This is a genomic window from Streptomyces sp. NBC_01190, from assembly GCF_045039895.1.
Lineage (GTDB): Bacteria > Actinomycetota > Actinomycetes > Streptomycetales > Streptomycetaceae > Actinacidiphila.
This window is the reverse complement of the sequence record NZ_CP108580.1, coordinates 7,343,189-7,363,714: the sequence shown is the minus strand read 5'-3', so window position 1 is coordinate 7,363,714 and position 20,526 is coordinate 7,343,189. Positions and strand designations below refer to the sequence as shown.

Below are 20,526 nucleotides of genomic sequence, written 5' to 3'. Positions count from 1 at the left end.
CTCCTCGGACTCTTCGCGCGCTTCCGGCTCTTCCGGCTCTTCGTGCTTTTCCGGCGCGGGCCCGGTGGTGGTCGCGCTATTCGCCGACGGCGACATAGCGCCAGACGGTGCCCTCTTGGCTCTCCCGGTCCTCCTCGGCGTCTCCGGCGTCGAGGTCAAGATGCACGCCGGCGGGGGCGAGGGCTTCCCGGAGCCGGTCCTTCACCGCCGGAGTGAGGTAGTTGTGCCGCAGGTCGAGCTTCTTGAGGTGGGTGAGCGGCTGGCCGGCGAGCAGCGCGGTCGCCCCGGCGTCGGTGAGCACGCCCATGGACAGGTCGAGGGTCTCCAGCCGGGTGACGACGGGGGCGGTGGCGAAGGCGGCGGCGATCTCGTCCTGTATCTCGCTGTTGCGCAGGGACAGCGAACGCAGCGCGGGCAGCCCGCCGCCGGTGAGGAACGGCTCCAGGTCGGCCACCTGGGCGTCGCCGCCGTAGTCGCCGGTGCCCAGCCACAGGTCGAGGTACTCCAGCGCGGGGAAGTCGCTCGCGGCGACGCCGCGGACGACCCGGGCCGGGAGGCCGCCGCTCTCGATGGTGAGGGAGCGCAGCCGCTCGTGCCGCACGGCGGGGAAGAGCAGGCCGGTGGCACCGCGCACCGCGAAGGACTCCAACCGCGGGAAGCCGTCGAGCAGTGGCGTCAGGTCGCCCTGGACGATCCAGGAGATCTCGCACTCCTCCACGACGATGTCCCCGAAGAACAGCGCGCGCAACGCGGGCAACCGGTCGCGTGCGGCGAGCAGCGCGGCCACGATCTGCGTCGGCGCCTCCTCGTACGGATCGGACCAGCATCCGACGATCAGCGCCCGGACCTGGGTGAGGTCGACGGTCTCGGTGAAGCGGGTGAAGGCGTCCGGCCAGCTCTCGTCGCTCTCGTACGAGTCCACGGACACCCGCCAGGCGACGGTCTCGGGCGCCGGCAGCGCGGCCGGTTCGCCCTGGCCGGTCGCCGCACGCGGGAAGTCGTAGGCCGGCAGGCCGTCCAGCTCCTGGAGGTGATGCCCGATGGTCATGTCCGCCTGCTCCTGACACGTCGAAGTCCCGCACGGGGCCTATGAGTTCCGGCCCGGCCGACGATGATCGACCGATGAGCAAGTTCTACCAAGGAGCACCGACAATCCTGACCGCCGCGACCCGGACCGGCTCACCCCGGGAACGGTCCGCTACGACAACGTGTCCGGCAACGGCGACGAATCCACGGTCACCGTCCCGGTGGCGGAGTTCAAAACCAGGGCCTGCGAGAGCGGTTGACGGCGCGGTGGGCGGGGCGCGGACGCCGGGGCGGCATCGCATCCGGGGTGGCGCCGGCCACCCCTTGCGGATTTACATACCTTTGCGAAGGGATTATTCTCGTCCCGTGGAGCCCGCCTGGGCGCGGCACCGCCCCCGCCCGTCATCCCCAGAGGAAGTAACCACGCCATGACCACGTTAGAGACCCGATCACCACGGTGGGCCGGGTACACACTCGCCCTGCTGGCGTTCATCCAGTTCATCGTCACCATCGACTACAACATCGTCTACGTGGCGCTGCCGGACATCGGCAGCCAACTCGGCTTCTCCGCGCAGTCGCTCCAGTGGGTGGTCAGCGCCTACGCGGTCGCGCTCGGCGGGCTGCTGCTGTTCGGAGGCCGCGCGGTCGACCGGATCGGCCCGCGCCGCATGCTGGTCACCGGCCTGGTGATCTACGCGCTCTCCTCGCTCACCGGCGGACTCGCGCAGAACGCCGGGGTCCTGGTGGCCTCGCGCGCGGCCCAGGGCGTGGGCGGCGCGCTGCTCACGCCGGCGACCTTGATGCTCATCTTCACCACCTTCGCCCCGGGCCCCGAGCGCAACCGGGCCACCTCCGTGTGGGGCGCGATGGGCAGCGCGGGCCTGGCCGCGGGCTCCCTGCTCGGCGGCGTGCTGACCAGCGCCTTCGGCTGGAACTGGGTCTTCTACGTGAACGTCCCGCTCGCACTGGGCGCCGCCTTCGCCGCGACGCGGATCCTGCCCGCCGACCGCCCGCTCGGCAGCGGTCGCAGCTTTGACCCGTTCGGCGCCCTGGTCGCCACCGTCGGTTCGACGCTGCTGGTGTTCGGCCTGGTCAGCGGTCCCGACAAGGGCTGGGGTTCGATCGAGGGCGCCGGCGCCCTGATCGTCGGCGGGCTGCTGCTGGCCGTCTTCGTCTTCATCGAGAAGCGCGCCGCCGACCCCCTGGTACCGCTGAAGCTGTTCGCTCTGCGGGGCCTCACCGTCGCCATGCTGGCACTGATCGTCTTCCAGGCCTCCGCGGGCGGCACGTACTACCTGCTCACCACCTATCTGCAGACGGGGCTCGGCTACGGCCCGCTCGCCGCGGGGCTGGCGTTCCTGCCCCCGACCGTGGCCTGCATGGTGGTGGCGATGAAGCTCAACGCCCGGGTGCTGGGCCGGATCGGCGTTCGTACGACACTCTTCTGGGGCACGGTCGCCACCGCCGTCGGGCTGGCCGCGATCGTCGCCGGGATGTCCACGCACGGCTCCTACTGGACGCTGCTGCCGGGGGTCGTGATCTGGGGCGCCGGCGGTGGCTTCGCCTTCCCGTCGCTCTTCGTCGCCGTCGGGTCCTCGGGCGCGGCCCCGGCCCAGCAGGGGGTCGCCTCGGCTCTCGCCTCCACCTGCCGGCAGATCGGCGGCGCCATCGGCCTGGCCGCCCTGGTCGCGGTGGCGAACTCGCACGCCGGCCACCACCCGGACACCGCCGCGCTCGTCGGCGGTCTGCGGACGGCCGGCTGGGTCGGCGCCGCCGCGACGCTGGCCGGTGCCTTCATCGGACTCGGCCTCAGGAAGCACCCCCGGCCGGCCCCCGTGCCGGTCCCCGCCGAGCCGGCGACGGCGGAGGTCGTGGAGACCGTCTCATAGGCCGCCCGACGTCTGGCGCCCCTCCCGGCACTCGTCGGCGGCGACCGCCCTCGGGTGAACGCGGTCGGCCGGAACGGGGACGCCGTGGCGTCGGCGGATACGGATGATCGTGTGGGTGCGCGTGGCGCCACGACGGCTGTGGGGCGCCACGCGTAGCCGAACGACCTGACGGGCGCGCGGCGTTCTCCTGGGCCCGGCATACTCACGGCTCGCCGCCCGGCTGCTCACCCGGACCCCGTGGCGCCAGGACGGGGTGGACCAGCGGACCCAGGCGCTGCCGCGGTGCCGGGTCCGGGCGCGGGCGCAGACCGGCGGTCGCGCCAGGACCTGGTGCTCATCGGCGCCCCGGTCGCCCCGATCGGCGGCCAGGGCGCCGAAGGCGTCCACGGGACCGAACGCGGTCACGAAGACGCCGGCTTCCCCGTCCACCGGGCCGCCGCCGTCGCCGGCCCGGTCCGGCCCGGTCTGATCGCACCGGACCGACCCGCGACGAAGCTTCTCTTGTCGCGCCCAGCCCGTCGCCGGAGCCCCCCGGCCCGCCGCCCCGGCCCGGCCCCGGACCCCGGGCCCGGCCGGTCGCCAACAACTGGGCGACAGCCGCGCGATGCCGGTCCTGGCCGCCCCGTCGATCACCTCTGCCACGCGGCCGCGCCCCTCCGTCCGGCTGGCGCCTGCCGTATCTCACGCCGTCGACCGGCACGGCGGCAGGACATGGGTTCCTCAGCCCTGCGTCGTCCGGCCGGGAATTCCGGCCGGGAACGACGGCTGCCGCTGTGCAAGTGGGGATGTCCCACACTTGCACGGCCGCCAGGACGCCACCCCCGAACAGCCGGCGTACGCGGGCTCCGCACGGCCGCGGACGCGCCCGCAGAACTGCCCTCCGCCGGAGTTACATACCTCTGCGAAGGTATGCGATTCTGAGCGGCAAGCCACTGGTGACTCAGGGCGCCAGTGTCAGCTCCCCGATGGTGGACGACCGCGTACCGCGCAACGCCAGGTACGGCGTGCCCATCTCCCCCGGCCAGACGAACCGCCGGCCTCCACCCGGCATCCGCTCGCCTGCCGGAGAACCGCACTCCCCACGGATCCCGAGCTCTCGAAGGAACCTGATGAAATTCGCAAACGACCTGCGGATCAAGACCGCGACCTCGTGGTTTCCACCGGACCACGAGACCGTCGAGGACGCCATCGCGGCGGGCAAGCTGGACCAGTCGGACGCGGACAAGATCGGCGTCACCCGACTGCCGGTCTCGACCCGGCTGTCCGCTCCCGAGATGGCGGTAGCGGCCGCCCGCGACGCGATCAGCCGAGCGGGCTGGCACCCCTCCAAGGTGGGCCTCGTGCTGCACACCTGGATCTACCACCAGGGCCATGACATGTGGTCTCCCCCGCACTTCGTGGCGAACGAGGTGGGCACCCCCGAGGCCCTGGCGTACGGCGTGTACCAGGGCTGCAACGGCGCCGCGCTCTCCTTGCACCTGGCCGCGATGCACCTGGCCAGCGACCCCGGACTCGGCGGCGCGCTCATCACCACCGGCGACCGCTTCGAGCCCCCCGGCTTCCGCCGCTGGTCCTGCGACTACGGTCTGGGCTACGGCGACGCGGGGACCGCGGTACTGCTGCACCGCGCCGACGGAGAACCCGACGACTTCGCACTCGTCTCCCTGGCCACCACGACCGCCGGCGAGCTCGAGCTGATGCTCCGGCACGGCGACGACTTCAGCCCCGCGCCCCTGGCGCACAACGAGTACATCAGCCTGCGCCGCCCCAAGAAGTCCTACATGGCCGAGCACGGCAAGGAACAGTTCGGCGAGATCGCCAGCCGGATGATCCGCCGGGTGATCGTGGACAGCGTGCACGACGCGGGACTGGAGCTCGACGACCCCCGGATCAAGTACATCGTGCTGCCGCGGATCGGCGTGGCCCCGCTGGACGCCATCTACGCGCCCGTACTCGAGGACGTGCTCAAGGCGGAGGCGCTGCGCTTCCACGCGGACACCGGCCACCTGGGATGCGGGGACTTCCTCGCGAACCTGGCCGACCTGCGGGATCACGCACTGCTCCAGCCGGGCGATGTCGCGTTGGTGATCGGCGGCGGCGCGGCCTGGACCTGGACCTGCGCCGTCGTCCAGGTACCGGCGGCGGGTGTGTGATGGGCCTCGGACTTCTCGGCCTGGGCGGCCATGTGCCGCCGCTGGTCATCGACAACGCCCAGGTCGTCCAGTGGACCGGTGCGGACGAGAACTGGATCGTCGAGCGGACCGGCATCCTCGAACGCAGATACCGGGAGCCCGGTACCGCCACCTCCGACCTCGCCCTGCACGCCGCCCGTGAGGCGCTGGCCGTCGGGCCCGAGGCGACGAACCGGCTCGGACTGATCGTCGTCGCCACCTCGACACCCGACCAGCCGCAGCCCTCCACCGCGGCGATTCTGCAGAACAAGCTCGGCCTGTCCGACATCCCGGCCTTCGACGTCAACGCGGTGTGTTCCGGCTTCCTCTACGCGCTGGCGGTCGCCGACTCGATGCTGTCGACGCGGCTGGCCAGGCAGGGCAGCGACTACGCCCTGGTGGTCGGTACCGACATCTACTCCTCGCTGATGAACCGCGCCGACCGGCGCACCGTCAGCCTGTTCGGCGACGGCGCCGGGGCGGTGCTGCTCGGTCCGGTGCCCGACGGATACGGCGTACTGGGCTGGCGGCTGGTCACCCACGGCGAGCACCGCGACCTGGTCGAGGTCCCCGCGGGCGGCACCCGCCTGTCGGTGGACGCCCGGACCCGGGAGGCGGGCGAGCACCTGTTCCGGATGCGGGGCCGTGAGGTACGCGACTACGCGCTCCGCGTCCTGCCCAAGGTGGTCGGTGAGGCGCTCGACTCGGCCGGCATCCGGCTGGAGGACGTGGACCGCTTCATCCTGCACCAGGCCAACACCCGCCTGGTGGAGGCGTGCATCCGCGAACTCGGCCTCGACCCCGACCGGGTGCCGCTCACCGCACCGCACTTCGGCAACACCGCCGCGGCCTCCATCCCGCTCACCCTGCACGCGGAGCACAAGCGCCGGCCCATCCGGCGCGGCGAGCGCCTGGTGCTGGCCGGTGTGGGCGGCGGGATGACCGCGGGGGCCGTCGTCGTCCGCTGGTACTGAGCCGGCCGGACACCTACCGAAAACCCGAGCGAACGAAGTGGAACTCCACGGAAGGAGACAAACATGGCGACGGCAACTGCGGTGGGGCACCGCGGCTACGAGCTGTGGGATCCGATGCCCGATGAGGTGCGAGAGGGCGCTCGGCGGTTCGCCGGCGTACAGGCGCTCAACGAGCTGGTGGGCGTGCTCCAGTACGTCGAGTGGCTGGACCGCGCGCCCGGCCACACCAGGCGGCAGATGCTCATGGCCAAGATCCAGGACGAGGTCGGCCACGGGCACGCGGTCGCACGTGTCGCCGAGGACCTGGGCATGCCGCGCGAACAGATCTTCACCGACTACCTCGAGGGCCGCACCAAGCTGCACAACATCTTCCACTTCTCCTTCGCGACCTGGGAGGAGCTCGGCACCGGGCTGCTCCTGACCAACTCGGCCGCGATCTGCCAGTTCCAGTCCCTGGCCAAGGGCGTGTACCTGCCGTACTCCCGGGCGCTGCGCAAGGTCGAACGCGAGGAGTCCTTCCACTACCAGCACGCGTTGGACCTGACCCACGAGGTGATGACCCACGGGACCGCCGAGCAGCGCCGCCGGGTGCAGGAGGCGTTCGAGCTGTGGCTGCCCCGGATACTGATCTACCTCGGGCCGCCCGACACCGACACCCTGCACACCAACCGCATGTGGCAGCTCGGCATGAAGCCGGACAGCAACGACACGGTGCGCCAGACCTGGCTGAACAAGATCATCCCGGTGTTCCGGAAGCTCGGTGTGCACGTGGATCCGGCATTGGTCCGTCAGGCGCCCTCGGGCGCATGGGAGTTCGCGATGCCCGACTGGGCCGCGGTGAAGAAGCTGATCGCGAACGGCGGACCGTCGTCGCAGATGCGGCTGGACTGGGTGAAGAACTCCCTTGACCGCAATGCGCGGTACCGGCGCGCGCTGCGGGGGGTGGCGTGAATGCCGCACATCCCGACCGACACCGACGTCTACGAGGTGTTCACGCAGAGCGGCTCCAGCACGGCGCTCCACCATGCCGGCTCCATCGTCTCACCGCGCCGGGACGCCGCCTGGCACCTGGCCAAGGAGACCTACGGGCGCCGCGACGACCTCGTCACCCTCTGGGTGGTCCGCCGCACCGACATGATCGTCTCCAGTGCGGAGGACCGGGACCTGCTCGCCGCCAAGACGCGGATGCCGCACCGCCAGCCCGGCTTCCCCACCGCACGCCGCCGCGACCGCTCCGCTCAGCCCGAGGTCGCCGCCGCGCCGGAGCGTGGCGACCTCGGCGGGTCCGAGCCCAGTGCCGACTCGCGCCGTGCCGACTCGCGCCGTGCCGACTCGCGCCGTGCCGACTCGCGCGGGGTCGGCGATCCCGGGCTCCGCGACCTGTGGCTGGCGCTCGCCGACGACCTGTTCGTCCTGGGCAACCGGCTGGGCGACCGCATCTGCGACTACATCGACCTGGAGGAGGCGCTGGCGGTCGGCTCGATCGGGCAGGAGGCGCTGGCGCACGCCGGGACGATCCTGGAGCTGTGCGGCTTCGACCAGGCCGCTGTCGATGCCCGGTTCTTCGACCGGGAGCAGCCGCGGTGGCAGGTGTCGCGCGCCATCGAGCGGCTCACCGACTGGCCGTCCACGGTGGCCTTCGGGCTGGTGATCGCGGTGGCCGTCACCGTACTCGCCGAGCAGACCTCGGCGGTCGAGACCGGCGCGGCGCCGTTGCCCGCGATCGCCGCCATCCGGGAGGAGCAACTGGTCCATCTGGACCACTGGCAGCGGTGGGCGCGGGCGCTGGCCGCCTGGCCCGAGACCCGGGCGGAGTTCAGCCGTGCCTGGGCCGAGGTGACCGAGTCCGCGGGCGACATGTTCGGTGCCGGGCCGCAGGGAGCGTTGATGGACGCGCTGCCCGCCGATTCGGCGCTGGCCGTGACGCTGCACGAGCGGCTCGCCGCGCTGGTCAGCGACAACGGCGGGCCCGGATCGCGCCTGCCGGACCGCCCGCTGGCGCGGACCCCGGGGTTGGGCGGGAGCGCGCTCGCCCACTCCCTCGCCCGCGGCCGGGTGGTCCGTGACGACTACGCACCGGGGGTGTTCAATTGAACGCCGACCAGCTCGCCGACGTGGTCGCCGGCGTCTCCGATCCGGAGATCGACGTGAGCTTGCGCGACCTCGGAGTGCTGCGGTCGGTGTCGCTGACCGGCAGCCGGATCGAGGTCAGCCTGACCCCCACCCGGCTCGGCTGCCCCGCCCTCGGCGAGATCGCCCGGCGGGTGCGGTCCGCGCTCACCGACGCGGCGCCGGGACACGAGATCGAGATCATGTGGGAGCGCGGCGCGTGGCAGCCCACGGCGGTGACCCCAGCCGGCCGGGACGCGCTGCGGAAGGGCGGCTACCGGGTGGCGGGCGCCGCTCCCCAGTGCCCGTACTGCGGCGGCGACGACGTCGTGCGGGCCGGCCGGTTCGGCGGTGCGGTGTGCAAGGTGCCCTACGACTGCCGCGGCTGCGGCTCGCTCTTCGACGTGATCGGTACGGCCGGCTGCTCGGCCGTGCTCTCCCTCCACCCGACGCGACGCAAGGAGGATCATGATGCGACTTAGCGGGAAGACCGCCGTGATAACCGGGGGCACCCGGGGCCTTGGCCGGGCGATCGCGGAACGCTACCTGCTGGAGGGTGCGCAGGTGGTCTGCGCCGCCCGCAACCCCTATGACATCAAGGAGGTTCTCGACCTCGCACCCGGCCGCGGCGCCTACGTCCCGGTCGACGTCACCAGTGACGATTCGGTCGCCGGGCTGATGGCCGAGGCCGCCGAGCGCTTCGGCGGTATCGACATCCTGGTGGCCAACGCCGGTGTGAGCCGGGACGGGCGGGTGGACCGGCTGCCGGTCACCGACTGGCGGGACATGGTGGCCACCAATCTCACCGGGGTCTTCCTCTGCACCCAGGCCGCCGTTCCCTACCTGGAACGCAGCCCGGCCGGCCGGATCGTCAACGTCTCCTCCAGCATGGCGACCCGGGTCGCCGTCGGAGCCGCCGGATACTGCGCCACCAAGGCCGCGGTGGAGATGTTCACCCGGGTCAGCGCGATCGAGCTCGCGCCCCGCGGCATCCTCGTCAACTCCCTGGCCCCGGGCATCCTCGACGAGGGGATGGGCCAGCAGCTCACCGCCAACGACCGGGTCTGGTCGCGCTACAAGACCAGGCTGGCGCTCGGCCGGCCCGGCCGCGCCGAGGAAGCCGCCGACGCGGCGGTCTTCCTGGCCGGCGCCGAGTCCAGTTACGTCAACGGCCACGTACTGGAAGTCAACGGAGGTCTGCTGTGGTCATGACGACCGTCCCCGCGGTGGAACTCCCCGCCGTGCGGCTGGACATCGACGGAGCGGTGGGCGTCCTGCGGCTGGACCGGCCGCCGCTCAACGTGCTCGACCGTACGACCCAGGTCGCGATGCGCCGCGCCGCCGAGCAGGCCGCGACCGACGAGCGGGTCCGCGCGGTGGTCGTCTACGGCGGCCCCAGGGCCTTCTCCGCCGGGGCCGACATCAAGGAAATGGCCGCGATGACGCACGCCGAGATGGTCGCGCACGCGGCCGTGCTCCAGGGCGCCTTCGACGCGGTCGCGGCCATCCCCAAGCCGGTGGTGGCCGCGATCAACGGACCGGCTCTCGGCGGCGGCTGCGAGCTGGCCCTGACCGCCGACGCGCGCGTCTGCGGCAGCGAGGCGCGCCTCGGCCTCCCCGAAGTCCTGCTCGGTGTCATCCCGGGAGCGGGCGGCACCCAGCGGCTGCCCCGGCTGGTCGGCCCGGCCAAGGCCAAGGAACTGATCTTCACCGGACGTCAGATCGGCGCGGACGAGGCGCTGGAGATGGGCCTGGTGGACCAGGTCACGCCGACCGGCGAGGTGCTGGAGACCGCACTGCGCTGGGCGCGGCGCTTCGAGAAGGGCCCCGCACTGGCCCTGCACGCCGCCAAGACCGCCATCGACCAGGGCCTGGCGACCGATCTGGCCGCCGGGCTCGCGGTCGAACGGTCGCTGTTCGCCGCACTGTTCGCCACCGAGGACCGGATGACCGGCATGCGGCGGTTCGCCGCCGACGGGCCCGGCCGCGCGACCTTCAACGGGAGGTAATCACCATGACCAGAGCGACCGACGAGTTCCGGCGCGCCCGCGACCACCTGCTGTCTTCCTACGGCGACCTGCCGCGGGCCCGGGCCTTTCCCCGGCCCGAGATCGGCGAGACCTTCAACTGGGTCGAGGACTGGTTCGACGCCATCGCCGACGGGAACCACGCCACCGCGCTGCGCGTGGTCGACCTGGACAAGCAGGGGGCGGTCCTCGCCGACACCGCGTTGAGCTTCGCCGAGCTGGCCGAGCGCTCCCAGCGGGTCGCCCGTTGGCTGCGGTCGGCCGGCGTACGGCGCGGGGACCGCATCCTGCTGATGCTCCCCAACCGGGTGGAACTGTGGGAGTCCGTGCTGGCCGCGTTCCGGCTGGGCTGCACGGTGATCCCCACCGCCGTCCAGCTCACGCCCGCCGACCTGGCCGACCGGCTGGAACGCGGCGGGGTGACCCATGTCATCGCCGAGGCCGACCTCACCCCCAAGCTCGCCGAGCTGGGCGGAAGCTGGACGCGCATCGCCGTCGGGGGCCCGGTTCCCGGCTGGCGGGACTACCGGCAGGCCTATGCCGCCGAACCGCTCCGGGAGGCGGTGCGGACCGGGCCCGAGGATCTGTCGCTCATCTACTTCACCTCGGGCACGACCTCCCTTCCCAAGATGGTCGGGCACACGAGTGTGAGCTACCCGATCGGCCACCTGTCGACCATGTACTGGCTCGGCCTGCGCCCCGGCGACGTGCACCTCAACATCTCCTCGCCCGGCTGGGGGAAATGGGCCTGGAGCAACCTGTTCTCCCCCTGGAACGCACAGGCGACGGTCATGATCGTCAACCAGCCGCGGTTCGCCGCGCGTCCGCTGCTGGAGATGATGTCGCGCTGCGCGGTGACCTCGTTCTGCGCGCCGGCCACCGTCTGGCGGAGCCTGCTCCAGGAAGACCTCACCCGGCTGCCGATGTCGCTGCGCGAGGCGGTGGCCGCCGGGGAACCGCTGAACTCGGAGGTGGTGCGCCGGGTCCGCGAGGCGTGGGGGATCACGGTACGGGACGGCTACGGGCAGACCGAGACCACCGCCTCGATCGGCAATCCGCCGGGGATGCCGAACGGCGACGGGACCCTGGGCTGGGCGCTGCCGGGCTACGAGGTGACGCTGCTCGACCCGCACACCGGCGCACCGGTCGAGGGCAGCTCCGCGGAGGGTGAGATCTGCCTGCCGCTTTCGGCCGGGCCGCTCGGCCTGATGAGCGGGTATCTCGGCGATGCCGAGGCGACCGCACGCAGTATGCGCGACGGCTACTACCGCACCGGTGACTTCGCCGTCCGGGACGCCGACGGCCGCTACACCTATCTGGGGCGCGGCGACGACGTCTTCAAGGCATCGGACTACCGGATATCCCCCTTCGAGCTGGAGAGCGTGCTGTTGCAGCACCCGGCCGTCCAGGACGCGGCGGTGGTGCCCTCACCCGAACCGCTGCGCCTGGCCGTGCCCAAGGCGTATGTGGCGCTCGCGGCCGGCTACCGGCCGGAAGCCCAGACCGCGCGGCACATCCTCGCGCACGCCCGCGAACACCTCGCACCGTACAAGCGCATCCGCCGCATCGAGTTCGCCGAGCTGCCCAAGACCACCGTCTCCGGCAAGACCCAGCGTGCCGAACTGCGGCGGCAGGAAGCCCAGCGCAGTTCCCGGTCGGCGCAGGAGTGGTGGGAGGAGGACTTCCAGAACTAGGTGCTCTCAGGCGCACTTCACGCGATGGGTGAGCGGGCCCTGCCGCCGGCGTACATGCCGCGTGCGCGGCCCGCTCACCCAGGTCACCGTCCACCAACCAGCCTCGGAGGCGTAATGAATGCCGTCACCATGAGCGTCGGGCAGCGAAGAAGAGCCGTACTGAGCAGCCTCATCGGGAACAGCATCGAGTTCTACGAGTTCCTCGTCTACGGTTCGTTCTCGTCGCTCTACTTCGGCAAACTGTTCTTCCCCTCGTTCGACCCCACCACCGGCACGCTGCTGTCCCTGTCGACCTTCGCGGTCGCCTTCGTGGGAAGACCGCTCGGCGCCTTCTTCTTCGGGCACTTCGGCGACCGGATCGGCCGCAAGAAGACCCTGGTCACCACGCTCGTCGTGATGGGTGGCGCGACCGTCCTGATCGGTCTGCTGCCCACCTATCGGACCATCGGCGTGGCCGCCCCGATCCTGCTGACGACCCTGCGGTTCATCCAGGGGTGCTCACTCGGCGGCGAGTCGAGCGGTGGATTCCTGATGGCGCTGGAGAGCGCTCAGCCGAACCGGCGGGGGTTCCTCACCGGCATCGTCGGCACCGGTAACGCCTGGGGTCTGCTGCTGGCCAACGGCGTCCTGCTGCTCGTCACCCTCCTGCCCGACCAGCAGGTGCTGTCGTGGGCGTGGCGGCTGCCGTTCCTCTTCAGCGCCGTGCTCGTGGGCGTCGCGCTCCACGTCCGCCTGCGGCTCACCGAGACCCCCGAGTTCGCGCAGTCGAAAGCCGAGGGTGCGGTCAGGACCAGGCCGGCGTTGGACGTCGTGTCGCGGCACGGACTGATCACCTTGTCCGCGTCGCTCTCCCTGCTCCCCACGTTCCTGGTCTTCTACCTCGGGTCGGTGTTCTCGCTCAAATACGGTGCGAGCATCGGCGTGAGCCGGTCCGTCATGCTGACGCTGCTCGTCACGGCGTGCGTCTTCCTGATCTTCGCCATGCCGTTCTTCGGCCGGCTGGGTGACCGGTACAACCGCAAGGCGGTCTTCGTCGGCGGCATCGCCGTCATGACGCTGGCCCCGTTCGCCTGGTTCCCGCTGTTCGACACCAGGTCCTTCCCGCTGATGGCGCTCGGTTTCCTGCTGCTGTTCGCCGGATTCGCGGCGAACTACGGCGCACAGGGGACGTACCTTCCGGAGCTGTTCCCCACGGTGCTGCGCTATTCCGGGATGTCCATCAGCTACAACGTGGGCGGCCTGCTCGGTGGCGCCGTCAGCCCGATCATCGCCACGGCGCTGCTCAGCAGGTACCACACCTGGACGCCGATCGCGATCTACATGGCGGCCGCGGGCGTGATCGGTCTCGTCGCGTCCCGATTCCTGCGCGAGTACGCCGAGAGCGCCGTCCCCCAGCGCGTCGTCGAACTGGTCGACCTGCCGATCCGGGCCACGCCTGCCGAGATCACCACCGCCAGGGGCTAGCCCGCTCAGCAGCCGAAGCGCCGGAAGCACCGAAAGTACCGGAAACACCGAAACCGCCGGAAGCCGCGAAACCGCCGGAGGCTCGGTGCCATGTCCAACGAGGGAGAATCGCATGGCGTCCCCGTCCGTTCTCAGGTGTCCCGTTCTCGATCCCACCGGCCGTGCGATGCACGCCGAGGCCGCCGCGTTGCGCGCGCGGCCGGCGGTGCTGGTGGAGCTTCCCGGGCCCGTCCACGCCTGGGCGGTCACCCGGCACAGCGTCATCCAGGCGCTGACCAACGACCCGCGCGTCTCGCGCGACTCCCGCCGGCACTGGCCCGGGGTGGCCGACATGCCCGAGGGCTGGTCGCTCGCTCCCCTCGCCTTGCAGCAGAGCTTCTTCAACTTCTACGGCGAGGAGCACCGCACCTCCCGGCGCCGCGTCGCCCCCACGTTCTCACCGCGGCACGTCGAACAGATGCGGCCGCAGGTGCAGGCGACCGCGGACCGCCTGGTCGATGCGCTGGCCGCGCTGCCGCCCGGGGCCGGCGCCGATGTGCGCCAAGCACTGGCGCTGCCGCTGACCATAACCGTCATCTGCGATCTGTTCGGCGTCCCCGACCACCTGCGCGCGAAGGTCGGCACCGGGATCGACGCGGTGCTCGACTCCTCGCTCGACCCGGCGGACTCGCAGGCGGCCCTCACCGAACTGTACGACCGGCTCGGCGAGTTGCTGCGGTACAAGCGGGAACACCCGGCGACCGACCTGACCAGTGACCTGCTCCTGCCGTCCGACCCCGGCGAGGAGCCGATGTCGGACGACGTCCTGCTCGGCACTCTCTTCCTCATGATCGGCGCGGGTTACGAGACCACCGTCAACCTCATCACCAGCGCCGTCCAGGCCGTGCTCACCCACCCCGAGAACCTCGCCCGGATCCACGAGGGGACCATCGGCTGGCAGGACGTCGTCGAGGAGACCCTGCGGATCGACGGACCGATCATGCACATTCCGATGCGCTGCGCCCTGGAGGACATCGACCTCGGCGAAGGCGTCATCATCCGCAAGGGCGACGCGATCACCGTCGGCTTCGCGGCCGCCGGACGCGACCCGGAGCTCCACCCGGACCGCCCGGAGAGCTTCGACCCCACCCGGGCCGGCAAAGAACACCTCGCGTTCGGCCACGGACCCCATTTCTGCCTCGGCGCCCACCTCGCCCGCCTGGAGGCGGGCATCGCCCTGACCACCCTGTTCGAACGCTTCCCCGATGCGGTCCTCGCCCACCCCGAGCAACGCCCCGCCCGGATCAACTCGTTCATCATCAACGGCCCGGCGAGCCTGGAGATCATCCCCCGCCCGGTGTGACCTCCGCACCACCCGCCCGTCCGCCGGCCTCGCGCCGGGCCTGCCGAAGGCCCGGCGCGAGGCCGGCTCGCGCTGTCCTCCCGCACCGCGCTCCCGCCGCGTACGCGCCCGGGCCGGCGAGGTGCGATCCCGGCCGCCCGCGGCGGCGGACCGGCCGGGACGCACACGGCGTGCGGGGCACGGGTCCAAGACCCGTGCCCCGCACGCCGTATGAGGGATCGGTGCTTATGTCCAGAGCTGGCCGAGCGCCGCGGGTGAGCGGTGGCGCAGGGTGTTGTCCAGGTGGATCCCCCGGGCGACCCGCTCGGCCTGGCCCCGGCTGGAGGCGATGAGCAGCGGCATCACGGATCCGCCTTCCGGCAGCCCCGCGTAGTACAGCCCCGGCAGGACGCCGGTCCCCGCGCGGTGCACCGGCATGCCGTTGTCGTCGAGTGCCGACGGGGGCAGGATCCCGTAGTCGGGTACGAATCCGGTGGCCCAGACGATCGTCGTGATGTGGTGGGCGGCCAGGTCCAGCCTGTCCCCGTAGTCCGCGAACAGCGAGGCGTCGAAGGCGGGTACGGGGGTGGCCTCGGGGACGACCAGGCCGTGCTGTTCTATCGCGGTGTCGATCGCCCGCAGGAGTTCGCTCTCCGCGCGGGCCGCGGCCTGGGCCACCGCCCGGACGTTGTCCTCCAGCAGCAGGATCCCGCCCCGCGCGCCGCGGACGGTGCCGACGAGGGTGACACCCTTTCCGGCCAGTACGGTCAGGCTGAGTTCCCGGCCGCCGGCCTTGCCGCTGAGCACGGACACGCCGGGCAGGACCGGCGACTCGCCGCGTCCGCCGGACGCCGACTCCAGGTTGCCTTCGAGCGGCAGCAGTTGCAGCCAGTCCAGGATCTGGGCCCCCCGGTAGCGGCGGGGCGAGGTCTTGTGCTTGCCGACCGCGAGGTACACCTGCCGGCCGGCGTCGCGCAGGTCCTCGGCGATCTGCTGGCCGCTGTTCCCCGAGCCCACGACGAGCACCGCGCCGGGGGGCAGAGACCGCGGGTCGCGGTAGTAGCGGGTGTGCAGCTGCGTGACCGACGGGTCGATCCGGGCGGTCAGCTCCGGCAGGCGCGGCGAGGAGTAGCCGCCCAGGGCGGCGACGACGTTGCGGGACTCGACGGTGTCGCCGTTCTCCAGGTGGAGCCGGAAGCGCGCGTCCGGGTGGAGGGGGTCGTCGACGGGTGCCTCGACCGCCCGCACAGCCGTGTGCTCGCGCACGTCGACGCCCACCTCGGCCACATAACGCCGCAGGCGCTGGGCGACCTCGGTGGCCGGCATGTACCCCTCGGGGTCGTCCCCGTCGTAGGGCATGCCGGGAAAGGTGACGGTCCGGTTGGGTGTGTTGACGCGCAGGCTCTCCCAGCGTTCCCTGGCCCAGGTCTGGCCGGTCTCCCCCCGTTCGAAGACCACCGCCCGGTAGCCGAGCCGGGCGAGTGAACCAGCGACCGAGCATCCTTGCTGGCCCCCTCCGACAACGGCGGTCTCGATGAACTCGGTCCCCATGTCAGCGCTCCTGATCCGCAGAGTAAGTGGATTTCCGGTCACGCGGTGGTGCGTCATCCGCCGGTCGGACCGCCGGCGGCGTCGGCCCAGGGCAGCACCACGGTCTTGCCGGTCGCCTGGTCCGCCTCCATCCGGCGGTGGGCGGCCACGATGCCGTCCAGGGCGAAGACCCGGTCGAGGTTGGGCCGGTAGACGCCCGCCTCGACCTCGTCCACGATCCGTTGCAGCAGCCCCCGGCCGGTGTCGCCCTTGAGTGTGTCGCTGTGGAAGGCGGTGAGCCTGGTCCCGGTCGGGATCATGGCGATGGGTTCGAAGTCGGGGATCAGCCAGCCGCTGAGCGAGCCCGACACACACACGGTCCCGCCGCGGCGCACCAGCCGCAGCGAGTCCAGCACGGTGCTGGTCCCCACGAGGTCCAGCACGTCGTCGGGTCCGTCCGGCCACAGCGCGCGCACGCTCGCCGCCAGTGACCCTCCCTCGTCCAGGACGACGTGGTCGACACCGGCCGCGGTCAGCGCCTCGGCCTTCTCCTCGCGCCGGGTGGTGGCCGCGGTCTCGACGCCGTGGGCGGCCGCGATCTGGGCCGCCGCCATCCCCACCGAGGAGGTGCCGCCGCGGATCAGCAGCTTCCCGCCGGGGGCGATGCCCAGCGCGTCCAGGGAACCGCGCGCGGTCAGGTAGGTCTCCGGCAGCGCGGCCAGCACCTCCCAGGGCAGACTGGTGGTGACCGGCATCAGCAGCGCGTTCGGCAGCAGCGCGTACTGCGCGTACCCGCCGTCGAACGCGCGGCCCATCTCCCCCATCACCGCGGCGACGGTGACCCCGGCCGGCAGCCGGGGGTCGGTGGAGACGGCCACGGTTCCCACGCACTCGATGCCGAGCACCCGGGGGAAGGTGACGCCCGGCGAGTGACCCTGACGGGTCCTCAGCTCCGAGCGGTTCAGTCCCGCGCCTTCCACCCGTACCAGGCTCCAGCCGTCGCGGACCCGCGGGACCGGCAGCTCGCGGATCTCCAGGACCTCGGGGCCGCCCGCCCCGACGCAGACCGCGGCGCGCATCGTCGTACTCACTTCGAACCACCTTGCCTGTTGTGCGGATGCCGGTCAGGCCTCGTCGACGACGTCGAGAGACGGTGCCCAGCGGGGGATCTGCTCACGGCCGGAGGGCAGCCGCAGGCTCCGGCTGAAGCTGTACTCCTGCAACGTCTCCAGGGCGTGTTCGCGACCGTATCCGCTGGCGCCCACCCCGCCGAACGGCGTGCCGGTGAAAGCGCGGTTGTAGTGGTTGACGAACACGATGCCGGCCCGCAGCTCACGGCTGACCCGCAGGGCGCGCTCGGAGTCGCGGGTGAACACGCCGGCGACCAGGCCGAAATCGGTGCCGTTGGCGATCCGGACCGCCTCGGCCTCGTCACGGAAGGGGATCAGGACCACCACAGGGCCGAAGATCTCCTCCTGGGCGATCCGCATGTCGGGGGTGACACCGGTGAACAGGGTCGGCGGCGCGTAGAAGCCGCCGGCCAGGTCCGGGTCGGTGGGCAGCGGGGCCTGCGCGGCGATCGTGGCGCCCTCGCGGACGCCGATGTCGAGGTAGTCGAGCACCCGCTGCCGCTGCGCCGGGCTCACCAGCGGGCCGACGTGGGTGCCCGCGTCGGAGCCGGCGCCGACCTTCAGCCGCCGGACGGCGGACGCCAGCCGCCGGGCCACCTCGTCGTGGAGGTCGGCGTGGACCAGGACGCGTGAGGCGGCGGTGCAGGCCTCGCCCTGGTTGAAGTAGCCGCCCTCCACCGCCCAGGGCAGGGCCGACTCCAGGTCCGCGTCCTCGAAGATCATCAGGGCGTTCTTGCCGCCGAGCTCCAGCAGCGTCGGCGTGAGGTTGTCAGCGGCCGTCTTGACCACCGCCTGGCCGGTGGTGGGCGCGCCGGTGAAGGAGATCTTGCCGACCAGCTTGTGCCCGGCCAGGCTGGCGCCGGTCTGCCCGCCGCCGGGCACGATGTGCACGACGTCGTCCGGGAGCACGGAACGGACCAGCTCGGCGATGCGCAGCACCGACAGCGGCGCCTGCTCCGGTGGCTTCATGACGACGGCGTTTCCCGCCGCCAGCGCGGGGGCGAGCTTTCCGGCGGTGTGCAGCGGCGGCCAGTTGAACGGCACGATGGCGCCGACCACGCCGAAGGGTTCGCGCACCGTGACGTCGAGCATGCTGCCGGCGTCGCGGACCTGGCCGGGCATCGCCTCGCACATGCCGGCGAACATCTCGAAGATGGTGACCGCCCCCTCCAGGTCGAACTGGCGGGCCTGGGAGTACGGCTTGCCGTTGTCGCTGGACTCCAGCGCGGCGATCTCGTCGGCGTGCTCGCGGATCACCTGGGCGACCTTCCACAGCCACTTGCCGCGCTCGCGCGGGGTGCGGGCCTTCCACCCGAAGTGGGCCGCGTGGGCGGCCCTGACCGCCTGGTCCACCTGATCGGCGCCGGCGCCCTGGACGACCACCAGGGGCTTGCCGGTCGCCGGGTCGTCCACGGTGAACCGCTCCGCCTCGTCCTGCGACGACCAGCGGGTGCGCAGCACGGGTACGGTGTCGTGATCCGCCAGAATCTCGCTCACCGCGGTCACCGCGGTCACTGTGGTCACTGTGGTCGCTACGGTCATTTCGGTCGCTATGGTCATGGGATTCTCCTGACATCGTGCCGGGTGCGCCGGCTTTCGCTGGGTGGTGAGGCTCAGTTGTGCGGCGCGAGTCGTTCGCGCAGGACCGAGGCGATCCGCTCGGCGACCACGATGGCCGGGACGTTGGTGGCGACCCGGGGCATCGCCGGGAACACCGAGGCGTCCGCGACGGTCAGTCCCTGGACCCCGCGCACGGCGCCGTCGGCGTCCACCACGGCGGCCGGGTCGTCGGGCCGGCCCATCCGCATCGTGGAGCTGCCGTGGTTGTAGAGGGCCGGCGCCCGGCGGATCGTGTCGGCCAGTTCCCGGTCGCTGATGTCCGGGCCCGGCACCCGCTCGTCGACCAGCAGGTCGGCCAGCGGGCGGGTGCGGGCGATCCGGCGGGCCAGGCGTACTCCGTCGGCGACCCGTTCCGCGTCGTCCGCGGCCGTGTACAGGCCGAGGTCGATCGTCGGCGCGTCCTCGGGGTCGGCCGACGACAGCCGTACGCTCCCCCGTGAGCGGGGCTGGACGCAGGAGACGAAGAAGACCATGTCCCAGCCTGTGGGATGCTCCGTCGCCCGGGGCACGAACTGCTCGGGCAGGCTGCCGGCCGGCACCGCGGCCGACGGCAGGATCTGCACGTCGAAGTCGGGCTCGTCCGGCCCGGTGGCGACGCTGAGGACGCTGCCGAACACCGAGCGCGCCGGCGCCGGCGGCGGCTTGGCCGCGTAGATGTTCCAGTAGGCGGGATGGTCGGTGAGGCCGTGCCCCACCCCCGGCACGTCGGCCAGCACGCCGATGCCGAGCGCGGCCAGTTCCGCGCGGTCGCCGATACCCGAACGCAGCGCGATCGCGGGCGAGTTGTAGGCGCCGGCGCTGAGCACGACGTGCCGGGCGGGGATCTCCTCCCCGGTGGCGAGCCGCACCCCCCTGGCCCGGGTGCCGCGGAAGAGTACCCGGTCGACCAGCGCCTCGCCGCGCACTTGCAGATTGGGCCGGTGCCGCACGGGGTTGAGGTAGCCGATCGCCGTGCTCAGCCGGATGCCGTCGGCGGCGCTGAGCGGGGTGCGGGAGAATCCGGCCGGGCCGGGCGCGTTGAAGTCGGCGACCTCGGGGTGTCCGAGGCGCGCGCTCGCCTCTCCGGCGGCGAGGACGTGCTGCCCGAGGTCCTCCGGGGCGCCCAGCGTCATGCGGTAGGGGCCGCCGAGGCCGTGGTATTTCTCCTCTCCGTACGGGTAGTGCTCCATCTCCTGGTACAGGGGCAGCATCCGCGCGAAGCCCCACTCGGGGCCGGCCAGCTCGGCCCACGTGTCGTGGTCCGAGGGCCGGGCCCGCATGGCGACGCAGACGTTGACCGAGGAGGAGCCGCCGATGACGCGGCCCCGGGGGACCGGCAGCCGGTTTCCGAAGGCGTCGGGGACCGAGTGGTATCCCCAGTCGTAGGAGTAGGGCGCGTATGTGGCGTCCTTGATGTCCGGCGGGAGGTCGCCGGTGGTGGCGAAGTCGGGTCCCGCCTCCAGGAGCAGGACCGTGCGCCGCGCGTCCGCGCTCAGCCGGTTGGCGAGGACGCAGCCCGCGGCTCCGCCGCCGATCACGATCACGTCGTAGGTCATGGCGGGTGCCTACACGTACCGGGGGCGGCCGAGGAC

General features: G+C 72.1%; 16 protein-coding genes. 11 read left to right on the top strand and 5 right to left on the bottom strand.

Going from position 1 to position 20,526, the window contains the following annotated elements; translation table 11 throughout:
• Nucleotides 1–76: 76 nt before the first annotated feature.
• The gene (locus OG519_RS30980; RefSeq protein WP_405590898.1) at nt 77–1,048 is read right to left on the bottom strand and encodes an STM4015 family protein; all 972 of its coding nucleotides are present in this window, start codon (nt 1,046–1,048) and stop codon (nt 77–79) included.
• A gap of 406 nt (nt 1,049–1,454) precedes the next feature.
• Here OG519_RS30980 and OG519_RS30975 point away from each other — a divergent pair, with 406 nt between their 5' ends.
• The 11 genes from OG519_RS30975 to OG519_RS30925 all read left to right on the top strand — a co-directional run bounded on the left by OG519_RS30975 (nt 1,455) and on the right by OG519_RS30925 (nt 14,696).
• Nucleotides 1,455–2,915, top strand: a complete 1,461-nt coding sequence (locus OG519_RS30975) for an MFS transporter (protein WP_405590895.1) — start codon at nt 1,455–1,457, stop codon at nt 2,913–2,915.
• 1,109 nt (nt 2,916–4,024) lie between these two features.
• Nucleotides 4,025–5,068, top strand: coding sequence for a ketoacyl-ACP synthase III family protein (locus tag OG519_RS30970; protein WP_405590892.1), 1,044 nt, complete (start codon nt 4,025–4,027; stop codon nt 5,066–5,068).
• The gene (locus OG519_RS30965; protein ID WP_405590889.1) at nt 5,068–6,060 is read left to right on the top strand and encodes a 3-oxoacyl-ACP synthase III family protein; all 993 of its coding nucleotides are present in this window, start codon (nt 5,068–5,070) and stop codon (nt 6,058–6,060) included. The genes OG519_RS30970 and OG519_RS30965 overlap by 1 nt, the downstream gene beginning before the upstream one ends.
• Before the next feature lie 63 nt (nt 6,061–6,123).
• Nucleotides 6,124–7,011, top strand: coding sequence for a Phenylacetic acid catabolic protein (locus OG519_RS30960; protein WP_405590887.1), 888 nt, complete (start codon nt 6,124–6,126; stop codon nt 7,009–7,011).
• Nucleotides 7,012–8,154, top strand: a complete 1,143-nt coding sequence (locus OG519_RS30955; RefSeq protein WP_405590884.1) for a Phenylacetic acid catabolic protein — start codon at nt 7,012–7,014, stop codon at nt 8,152–8,154.
• On the top strand, nt 8,151–8,651 hold the full coding sequence (locus tag OG519_RS30950) for an iron-sulfur cluster assembly protein (protein WP_405590881.1): 501 nt from the start codon (nt 8,151–8,153) through the stop codon (nt 8,649–8,651). The genes OG519_RS30955 and OG519_RS30950 overlap by 4 nt, the downstream gene beginning before the upstream one ends.
• On the top strand, nt 8,638–9,381 hold the full coding sequence (locus tag OG519_RS30945; RefSeq protein ID WP_405590878.1) for an SDR family NAD(P)-dependent oxidoreductase: 744 nt from the start codon (nt 8,638–8,640) through the stop codon (nt 9,379–9,381). Before OG519_RS30950 ends, OG519_RS30945 begins: the two co-directional genes overlap by 14 nt.
• Nucleotides 9,378–10,178: an enoyl-CoA hydratase/isomerase family protein gene (locus OG519_RS30940; RefSeq protein ID WP_405590876.1), complete on the top strand. Its 801-nt coding sequence runs from the start codon at nt 9,378–9,380 to the stop codon at nt 10,176–10,178. Before OG519_RS30945 ends, OG519_RS30940 begins: the two co-directional genes overlap by 4 nt.
• A gap of 5 nt (nt 10,179–10,183) precedes the next feature.
• A complete protein-coding gene (locus OG519_RS30935) occupies nt 10,184–11,890 on the top strand; it encodes an AMP-binding protein (RefSeq protein WP_405590873.1) in 1,707 nt (568 codons plus the stop codon).
• Nucleotides 11,891–12,019: 129 nt separating this feature from the next.
• Entirely contained in the window at nt 12,020–13,354 is a 1,335-nt protein-coding gene (locus tag OG519_RS30930) for an MFS transporter (RefSeq protein WP_405590870.1), read from the top strand.
• Nucleotides 13,355–13,466: 112 nt separating this feature from the next.
• Nucleotides 13,467–14,696 carry a cytochrome P450 gene (locus OG519_RS30925; protein ID WP_405590867.1) on the top strand — a complete coding sequence of 410 codons (1,230 nt, stop codon included), beginning with the start codon at nt 13,467–13,469 and terminating at the stop codon, nt 14,694–14,696.
• Between the two features lie 225 nt (nt 14,697–14,921).
• On the opposite strand, the gene OG519_RS30920 is transcribed toward OG519_RS30925, so the two are convergent.
• From OG519_RS30920 to OG519_RS30905, 4 genes are read right to left on the bottom strand one after another with little or no spacing between them, the layout of a single operon-like run.
• Nucleotides 14,922–16,226, bottom strand: a complete 1,305-nt coding sequence (locus OG519_RS30920) for a flavin-containing monooxygenase (RefSeq protein ID WP_405590864.1) — start codon at nt 16,224–16,226, stop codon at nt 14,922–14,924.
• 53 nt (nt 16,227–16,279) lie between these two features.
• Nucleotides 16,280–17,296 (bottom strand): zinc-binding dehydrogenase, encoded by a 1,017-nt coding sequence (locus tag OG519_RS30915; RefSeq protein WP_405590861.1) that lies wholly within the window; start codon nt 17,294–17,296, stop codon nt 16,280–16,282.
• Between the two features lie 33 nt (nt 17,297–17,329).
• Nucleotides 17,330–18,895, bottom strand: coding sequence for an aldehyde dehydrogenase family protein (locus OG519_RS30910; protein WP_405590858.1), 1,566 nt, complete (start codon nt 18,893–18,895; stop codon nt 17,330–17,332).
• Between the two features lie 53 nt (nt 18,896–18,948).
• On the bottom strand, nt 18,949–20,490 hold the full coding sequence (locus OG519_RS30905; RefSeq protein ID WP_405590855.1) for a GMC family oxidoreductase: 1,542 nt from the start codon (nt 20,488–20,490) through the stop codon (nt 18,949–18,951).
• Nucleotides 20,491–20,526 lie beyond the last annotated feature (36 nt).

Coding starts and splice junctions, on each gene's coding strand:
- OG519_RS30905 (WP_405590855.1), bottom strand. CDS start 20,490: ATGACCTACGACGTGATCGTGATCGGCGGCGGAGCCGCGGGCTGCGTC.
- OG519_RS30940 (WP_405590876.1), top strand. CDS start 9,378: ATGACGACCGTCCCCGCGGTGGAACTCCCCGCCGTGCGGCTGGACATC.
- OG519_RS30925 (WP_405590867.1), top strand. CDS start 13,467: ATGGCGTCCCCGTCCGTTCTCAGGTGTCCCGTTCTCGATCCCACCGGC.
- OG519_RS30960 (WP_405590887.1), top strand. CDS start 6,124: ATGGCGACGGCAACTGCGGTGGGGCACCGCGGCTACGAGCTGTGGGAT.
- OG519_RS30975 (WP_405590895.1), top strand. CDS start 1,455: ATGACCACGTTAGAGACCCGATCACCACGGTGGGCCGGGTACACACTC.
- OG519_RS30920 (WP_405590864.1), bottom strand. CDS start 16,226: ATGGGGACCGAGTTCATCGAGACCGCCGTTGTCGGAGGGGGCCAGCAA.
- OG519_RS30910 (WP_405590858.1), bottom strand. CDS start 18,895: ATGACCATAGCGACCGAAATGACCGTAGCGACCACAGTGACCACAGTG.
- OG519_RS30980 (WP_405590898.1), bottom strand. CDS start 1,048: ATGACCATCGGGCATCACCTCCAGGAGCTGGACGGCCTGCCGGCCTAC.
- OG519_RS30955 (WP_405590884.1), top strand. CDS start 7,012: ATGCCGCACATCCCGACCGACACCGACGTCTACGAGGTGTTCACGCAG.
- OG519_RS30945 (WP_405590878.1), top strand. CDS start 8,638: ATGATGCGACTTAGCGGGAAGACCGCCGTGATAACCGGGGGCACCCGG.
- OG519_RS30935 (WP_405590873.1), top strand. CDS start 10,184: ATGACCAGAGCGACCGACGAGTTCCGGCGCGCCCGCGACCACCTGCTG.
- OG519_RS30970 (WP_405590892.1), top strand. CDS start 4,025: ATGAAATTCGCAAACGACCTGCGGATCAAGACCGCGACCTCGTGGTTT.
- OG519_RS30965 (WP_405590889.1), top strand. CDS start 5,068: ATGGGCCTCGGACTTCTCGGCCTGGGCGGCCATGTGCCGCCGCTGGTC.
- OG519_RS30930 (WP_405590870.1), top strand. CDS start 12,020: ATGAGCGTCGGGCAGCGAAGAAGAGCCGTACTGAGCAGCCTCATCGGG.